Raw genomic sequence first — 8,272 nt, forward strand, 5'->3', positions numbered from 1 at the left:
AGCAACCCTCAATTATTGCAAAAAACTTTGGATATAGCCAGACAAAGCATCAGGCTTTTCTAACATTGCGAGATGACCACATTCAGGAACTTCTAGGACATTTCCACCGTGGCCTTTAAACATCCAGTGAAAACTAGCTAAATGTTTTACATATTTAGTAGCCATTACTTGGTCTTTTGCTCCAGAAATAAAATAAACAGGTTGCTTCAATTTTGATACTAGCAGTGGCAGGCGATGAACTTCTGATTCTGTAGTGGAGTCCAATAATGTTCCCAGAGCTGCTTCGTAAGATGCTCCAACAAAATCAGCTAATAGTTGTCGTCCCCATTTACGAGAGATGGGTGTGGCCACCTGAGTCCTTGTAAACATTAAGTCTATCAGAGGTAAATGAGATAGCCAACTAGGACGAAATTTGATGATTTGTGCCCCTGCAAACCTAAATCGTTCAAATTCTTCTTTAATGTAAATTCCACCACCAGAGTTGATACAGACCACTGCTTTGATGATGTCGGGTATTTGATTTGCTCCTAACAAGGCAATGGTGCCTCCTAAAGAGTGGCCAATGAGCCAGGCACTAGATATATTGAGTTTCTGTAATAATATTGTCAAGTCTTCTACATAAGCTGCGGGACTGTAATTGAAAACTAATTTTTTTTTGGTTGAGTGGATTTGAGAATCACCGAATCCACGTAAGTCGTAAGATAAACATTGGTAATCTGGTGAAAGTTTTTGGATTAGAGGTTGCCAGTAGTTACGGCTTAAGAGCCAGCCATGTATAAAAATAAGTACATGGGGGTATTTAGTGGGGCTTGTCAATTCGTAGGCGTGTGGAACCCCTTTGATATCTATAGTTGCCATATCTTTAATCTTATCCTGAATTGACAAAGGTATAGCAGTGGACAGTTCAATAATTTATAATTTAGAACTACTTAGGGTTTGCTGAATAAAGTTTTTTAGCAAGGGCAGGAGCCAGAATTTCCTACGGAATGCTCCGCAAACAGGAGGAATAGGAATTATGGAAGAAGTAGTCATAAGAATCGTCCCTTAATTGTTCTGCCATAATCATCCCGAAATACTTGCTTTTTGCAGCTCTTTAGACCGAAAAGCTTGCACTTTTTTCGACCAAAAAAAGCTGAAACCAATATCAGTCAATGCTTTGAGATTTAATCAGCAAGCCCTACTTATTCTTATTAAAGAGAAGAAGATTGGACGACCAAGAGAAGAAAAAATGTTCCCTTTTGCGTCAATCTTCTTCTTTTCAAGGAGAGGTAATTACTAATTACTAATTATTAATTATTAATTATTAATTATTATTAGTATCTTTCTCCCATCAATCTTTGTCGCATACCTTCAGCAATTTTTTGGCCTAAGTATTCTGGAATCAAACTTTCATTTGGCCCCAAAAGATAAAGAATAAGACGAGTTCGCCCACGCCAAACTAATAGGTTGGCGTTAACTACTAACAAATCTTCTTGCCAGATGGCATACATAACTTTATAGAATAGACCTGGTTGATTATCTGCTTCAATCAGTAGTGCTGGTAGATGAAATACAGGATCGACATAAAATTCTGTCGCTACTTCTTCTAAACCACTATCTAGATTAAACTCTACAGCTAACATTTCTTCTACCTCGAAACGGCCTGCCAATGATTCTTGAATAGCACGACAAACATTTTCTGAAGTTTTCTCTGTTAGCGCTTTGCCCCCCCGAGATATTACTAATTTGATAAAGACCAACATCGGTGGGTAAATTTGTCCATAAAGACTGAGGCTATGAATAGTTAGTCCATAAGCAGCTAAGACACCAAAAATATCACTGAGCAAAAATGATTGATTTCGGTAGGTAAAGTGCAGGGCACTTTTACTGCCTTCTGGTTTTAGTTCTATTACAGCTTGTTTACTTCTATACAGTTGATATGCTAACTTCAAATTTTGCAGTTGGATATCACTACTGACAAATTGCTCATAAAACTGTGGAAACGCTCGGTTGAAGCGCCTTAGCAGTTCTAGTGTTGATGATTTTAAACCCGGAGCCATAATCGAAGAGAGGGAACGGGATATATACTATCTAATAATGTCATCCAACTTCTACTAACTTAACCACGCCTGCATGGGTTTTTGGAAAAATTTGTTTACCGGCTCTGAGCCAACATCTCACCCTCAAAATCCAGATTATGAGGGATACACTACTATTGGGGAAGGAAATGCTTCTTCTCAAGCTGTTCATTCACCTAATAGAAGTAATGGACGTATATTTTTTAGTACAGATCGAGACATAGATATATATGAACTTGAAGAACTCTGTAATGCTGTTGGTTGGTCTCGTCGCCCTTTACGTAAAGTAAGAAAGGCCATTCAACATAGTTTTCTTGTGGTCTCTATGTGGCAGATGCGAGGCAGTCAGCGAAGACTTATTGGCTTTGCCAGAGCAACATCGGACCATGCTTTTAATGCTACTCTTTGGGATGTGGTTGTTCATCCTGATGTCCAAGGTAAGGGCTTGGGGAAAGCATTGATGAAGTACATTATCAAAAAACTTCGTAGTGAGGACATCAGCAACATTACCTTATTTGCTGACCCTCATGTTGTTGATTTTTACCAAAATTTAGGTTTTATTCCTGATCCAGAGGGAATTAAAGGAATGTTCTGGTATCCAGATTAGCTGTTTTTGGTTCGATCAGAATATGATTAACCAAATAATAATATAATAAATCTAGAATTTAGATTTATTACCGAAAAATTGGGGTATGTGCCTGGCCCTTCTAGGGCTACTTTTTGATGAAGAGCGTGTCTAGGATTGTCTATATTTTTAGAATGTGTAAAAACTCAATTGGTATATATATTATTTGCTAGGGCCATTTTCCTGTAAAATCTAAAATCTAGAAATTCAAGTTATCAGGATTTTTTTTCCTAAAAATTTCTTGAATATATGGATAAATTTGTTTAGTGTAAAATTTTTTTGAATTTTTTTGCACAACTTGTAAAAATTGAGCTATAATAACCTTATAGTTCAAACGGGATGTAGCGCAGCTTGGTAGCGCGCCTGCTTTGGGAGCAGGATGTCGCAGGTTCAAATCCTGTCATCCCGATACTTACAGCAAAATATATTAGTTCAATGAGGTACAAACATTTAAAACTCCTTTCTTAGGGCGTGTCATCAATTAAAGATGTTGACATTGGAGGTATAGTATGGTCATGAAGAATAATTATAGGAATAACAAAAAAGGACTCTTTCAATGACCAGACGTTATGGCTTGCGGGACGATCAATGGGAACGGATTCAAAATTTACTACCAGGGCGCGAAGGGACCGCAGGAAGGACAGCAAAAGACAATCGCCTCTTTGTGGAAGCTGTTTTATACAGATATAGAGCAGGAATTCCTTGGAGAGACTTACCAGGAAGATTTGGAGACTTCCGGGTTATCCATACCCGTTTTAGTCGTTGGAGCCACTCAGGGGTTTGGGAAAAAGTATTTCATGCTTTAGCTGAGGATGCAGATAATGAATATGCCATGATCGATGCCACTATTGTTCGTGCTCATCAGCATAGTGCAGGAGCGAAAGAAAGTAGTGCACAACAGGAAAATATTGACCGTAGCAAAGGAGGATTAAGTACAAAAATACATGGAGTAGTAGATGCTCTGGGTAATCCCACTAATTTTTTTTAACTCCAGGCCAAGCCAGTGACTTAGATGGAGCAGATGTTTTACTACCGATGGTAGAAGCTGAAGCAGTTTTGCCTGATAAAGCTTATGATGCTCACGATAGAGTAGATTGAGCCTTTAACTCACAGAGGAATAGAAGTAGTAATTCCCCCGAAAAAAAACCGCGCGTGAACTCCGTAACTACGATGAAATATTGTACAAAGCACGTCATCTGATCGAAAATTTTTTCGCCAAACTTAAACAGTATCGAGCGTTGGCGGAGCCTAGCAGCAGCTATATCGCTACTAGATACGATAAACGTTCGGTTAACTTCCTGGGAGGGATTCCTACAGGTAGCCTCAGTCATTTTATTAGCATAGCGATCGCCACTGACCTAGATCATACAATACCTATTTTGTCAATTTTTTAATTGATGACACGCCCTAGAGTATGGAAATTTAAATGATACTATTTTGATGCAGGCCATATTTTGACAACAGCAATACCTCGCTGAGATTGAATCTGTTGTATTTTTTAATCCTCTAAAGGTTAGCTTTAGTTATCTAGTTGTGCTTACAGCGGTTTTCATTTCAACCCACATTTGGCACTTCAATGCTTGTTTAGGTATTTATACCATATAAATTACCCTCATTTACCTTAGATCGGGAGTGAAATATTAGGCATAAATACTTACTGAATTATTAACTCCTATTGACTTCTATAATTTTCTTCTTAATGCATGAAGTTTAACTTGTAATTGTTTGAGGATTTTTAACTGGTCAGTTATTTCCGCCATCCTGCACTAAGCTAATATTCATGAGCTAAGTTATCTATAACTATCTGTTCTAATCTGTTGGATAAGGCACAAAATTTTTAATTTTAGTCAATAGCTTAACCTAGAATTGAATTATTTATAATTTAACTCTACTTTAGGAGAAAGACTATGTCTTACTGTGTGTAAATTACTATGTTTTTATTTATTTTTAGCTTAAGCAAATGAAAAAATTGTGTTATACTTACCTACAGCTATAACTTTTTTTCCATAAATCATACTCCGATGATTCTCAATTCATGATTGTGATAAATTAACCAGAGATTAGTTTTGACCCAAGATAACAATTCTTAGAGACTTTATAATCAGTGCAATTAAAACATAAAATTAAATTATTTTTATGATAATTAAAAGGCAGTTTTAAATAGAGCTATTACTTAATTTGATAGCTTAAATCTTCTGAAAAATAATGATTTGATTTAATTAATGATAGCAAAATTATGCTTTTAATACGGTAAAAAGCTCTGGATTTATTATGAATTATGGAATAAATATTTTGATAATTGAGTCGATTATATAGATAAAAACTTAAAAAGATTAAATTATGTTTATTGGTTGCTTTTGAACAAATTAACATAGTTTTTTCATCTCTCTACTATGAGTTACTTGATGTTCATAACTTTTATTTTTGCTATATTTTTTTAAATAAAATGGAGAACCTATGAAATCATTAGTTCGCTTAAGTGCAGTGTTAGGAATAGTGGCTAGCACTTTAATTGGCCCTTCTTTCAAAGAGATGTCTGCACTAGCATTATCTGCAGAAGAAGTACTACAGAAGTTAACTCCCGTTCCTGTATTTACAATCACAGATCAAAATGGCTCTCCTCTTGTAGCTTCTGTCAAAAAAGAAGGTGATGAAAATTCTTCTGTGGCAGGGGTTTTTATTAGTAAGAGTGATGCAGATGCTTTTGTAGAAAAATTAAAAGGAGAAAATCCCGATCTGGCAGCTACGGTTAAGGTAGTGCCTGTATCTTTGGGTGAAGTTTATGAAATGAGCCAATCTAGCCAAAATAATGGGCAAAAGCTACAGTTTGCTTATGTTCCAATTAGAAGGCAGGTTGAATCTGCTAAGATTTTACTTGAGCAGAATGGTCAGGATGTTAACCAGTTTACTGGAGTACCTTTGTTTATAGCTAAAGGTGGGCCTGATGATGGATATTTAACTATTCAACGTGGGGAACAGCAAGTTATTCCTATGTTTTTTAATAAAGAAGATTTACAGGGAATGTTGGAGCGAGCTAAGACTCAACAACCTGATGTTTTTTCTTCTGTGAAAATTGAAGTTGTGAATCTTGAGGGTGTGATTAATGCCTTGGAGAATGATAACGATCCTTTCTTAGAAAAAATTATTTTTATTCCTCCTAGGGAGTCTTTGGAGTTTGTACAAAAGTTAAGACAATCTGGTAATTAAAGAAGCGGTCAGCGGTCAGCGGTCAGCTATCAGCCTAAAAATTTGTGTATAGAATTTAGATATCTGTTTACCGAGTCATAATATAAGAACACAGGGGGAGGGCATCACCTCTGTATAAACTGTAACTCCTTTGCGGGTTGAAGAATTCCGCGTTGTCGCTCATGCACAAAGTCGGGAGTATGTCAATAAATTAAATTTGAGATTTTAAGCGATCGCGATTAATGGACTTTTCTTCGGACTGTGTAGTTTCAGGTCTAGACCTTTGGCAATGGTATCGCAGTGCTCGGAGTGATGGTTTAAAGGCAGGTATCTATGTTACTGAGGTTGATTGGTTGTTGCAAGAATTTGCTGGACTAGATCGATTAACGCTTCGTTTGGAGTCTTTTAAAGATTGGCCTAATATTTCAATGAGGCTTTCTTTAGTTGAGTTGAATAATCTTTGGTCTAGACGTATAAATGAAAAGGTTCCGCTTCAATATTTAACTGGGGTTACTTATTGGCGGAATTTTTCTTTGGATGTGGGTTCTGGGGTTTTGATACCAAGGCCAGAAACTGAGTGTTTAATCGATCTGGTTGTAGCAGCTACTAATAGTGTTCCCCATCTTCAAGAAGGAATTTGGGTGGACTTGGGAACTGGCAGTGGAGCGATTGCTTTTGGGTTGGCAGAAGTATTGACAGAGGCTTCTATCTATGCTGTGGATTGTAGTTCAGAAGCTTTGGCTATTGCTAGACAGAATGGGACTAAATTGGGTTTAGGGAACAAGATAAATTTTTTTCAAGGTTCTTGGTGGGAACCATTGGAGCATTTGCGGGGTAAGGTGAGTGGAATGGTGGCTAACCCTCCTTATATTCCTAGCGATATGGTTTCTACTTTGCAAGTAGAGGTCAGGGAGCATGAGCCTCATCTTGCTCTTGATGGTGGTGCTGATGGGCTGGACTGTATTAGATATTTGATTGAAACGGCTCCAATATATTTGGTTTCTGGTGGTGTTTGGTTGGTGGAGATGATGAGTGGGCAAGGGGAGATGGTGGCTGAAATGTTGCAAGATAATGGAGCTTATTGTGGGGTTGAGATTTTTCCGGATATTGAGGGTATTGATCGGTTTGCTATGGGTTATTTGAAGTAGCAATTATTATTTTCTTGAGCTTCAAAAATTTTTATAGAGTCTTGTTATGGAATAAGTTGAAATACTAATTTATATTCTCTTTCTACTATGGGGTGGTCCATATATATTGTGGCTTTTCCATCTTCACATGTCCCATCCTCGCCTACTAAAACACCTGCTTTGGCAGCCCAACGTAATTTCCATTTACCTGTTTCATTGTTGATTTTAATATCGAAGTTTACAGGATCGTGATTTTTCTTATTAGGAAAATTATTATCTTTTGATAATAATGGAACTTCAAGATTTATGTCTACTGGAAATGAATGCTCAAGAAGAGTTGCATATCCTTCTACTTCTGTTGTTCCATCTGCTTTACTTCTATCTATGACTTGACGAATTTCAACTTTTCCAACCTCTATATGGTCTTTCTTTATAGGTCTATATTTGAATTCAATTCTTTTACCTTCTTGGAATAGATTTTTGCAATATTTATTTTTACAACTATTTTGTGCTATTCCTAAAGATCATCTAATTTCTGGAACGAAAATGCCTACAAGTATACCAGTTACAGGAATAGCTATACCTATTAAAAAAACATTTATTCTTTTGTTCCAACTCTTTTGTTCAGAATTACTCATAGATTTTATTATAAGTCAAAGGTAAAACATAGTATTTATCAATATTTGGATGATATAAATACTATTTCAATTCTACTTTCCATGCTATAAATTTGCCTATTTTTTTCAAACAAAATCTAAAATTGTTTTAGAGAGTAAAGTTATGAGGTTTAGTCTCTATTGAGGTTCTAATTGAGGGAGTAATATCTGGTAATTTAGTCAGCTTTTCTATTTAGACTTTACCAGTACTGGCAGCTCGACCTGACAAAAGTGCTGTTTAAGGGTCGCAGTTAAGATAAGCTTTTAATTTTAATCACGGTAACTGGTTGAAATAATTTAATTTGAGGCTCGTTTCATTTTCTTAAGCTCCATGGATTGAGAGTTTTTTCTGCCAGAAATGCTAAAATTGCCTATATTTTCTTGGAAATTAAAAATTGAAAAATGAAATTAAATAATCGGTTTAGTATATATTGAGATTCTAATTGAGTAGGCTATATCTGGTAATTTAGTTAGCTTCCTTACTGATATTGTACCATTACTGGCAGCTCGACCTGACAAAAGTGCTGTAATTTTTCTAGTGAAGGGTCGCAGTTAAGATCAACCTTGAATTTTAATCAGGGCAACTGGTTGGAATAATTTAATTTGAAGCTAATTCATTTT

The 8,272-nt window shown here is 36.2% G+C and carries 5 protein-coding genes, 1 tRNA gene and 1 pseudogene; 5 read left to right on the top strand and 2 right to left on the bottom strand.

Features of this window, described 5'->3' with window-relative positions; translation table 11 throughout:
* Positions 1 to 12: 12 nt before the first annotated feature.
* On the bottom strand, positions 13 to 858 hold the full coding sequence (locus AC3DU7_RS18640) for an alpha/beta fold hydrolase (RefSeq protein WP_488040814.1): 846 nt from the start codon (positions 856 to 858) through the stop codon (positions 13 to 15).
* Positions 859 to 1,313: 455 nt separating this feature from the next.
* Positions 1,314 to 2,039 (bottom strand): hypothetical protein, encoded by a 726-nt coding sequence (locus AC3DU7_RS18645; protein WP_488040815.1) that lies wholly within the window; start codon positions 2,037 to 2,039, stop codon positions 1,314 to 1,316.
* Positions 2,040 to 2,112: 73 nt separating this feature from the next.
* On the opposite strand from AC3DU7_RS18645, the gene AC3DU7_RS18650 reads away from it, so the two are divergent.
* From AC3DU7_RS18650 to prmC, 5 genes and pseudogenes are all read left to right on the top strand, one after another.
* Entirely contained in the window at positions 2,113 to 2,664 is a 552-nt protein-coding gene (locus AC3DU7_RS18650) for a GNAT family N-acetyltransferase (RefSeq protein ID WP_488040816.1), read from the top strand.
* A 353-nt stretch (positions 2,665 to 3,017) separates the two neighbouring features.
* Positions 3,018 to 3,091, top strand: a tRNA-Pro gene (locus tag AC3DU7_RS18655).
* 147 nt (positions 3,092 to 3,238) lie between these two features.
* Positions 3,239 to 4,076 (top strand): annotated as a pseudogene (locus AC3DU7_RS18660) (IS5 family transposase).
* A 1,063-nt stretch (positions 4,077 to 5,139) separates the two neighbouring features.
* Positions 5,140 to 5,889, top strand: coding sequence for a Tic22 family protein (locus tag AC3DU7_RS18665; protein WP_488040817.1), 750 nt, complete (start codon positions 5,140 to 5,142; stop codon positions 5,887 to 5,889).
* A gap of 221 nt (positions 5,890 to 6,110) precedes the next feature.
* The gene (prmC, locus tag AC3DU7_RS18670; RefSeq protein ID WP_488040818.1) at positions 6,111 to 7,016 is read left to right on the top strand and encodes a peptide chain release factor N(5)-glutamine methyltransferase; all 906 of its coding nucleotides are present in this window, start codon (positions 6,111 to 6,113) and stop codon (positions 7,014 to 7,016) included.
* Positions 7,017 to 8,272: the final 1,256 nt, after the last annotated feature.

The sequence above is a fragment of the Okeania sp. genome (assembly GCF_983059655.1).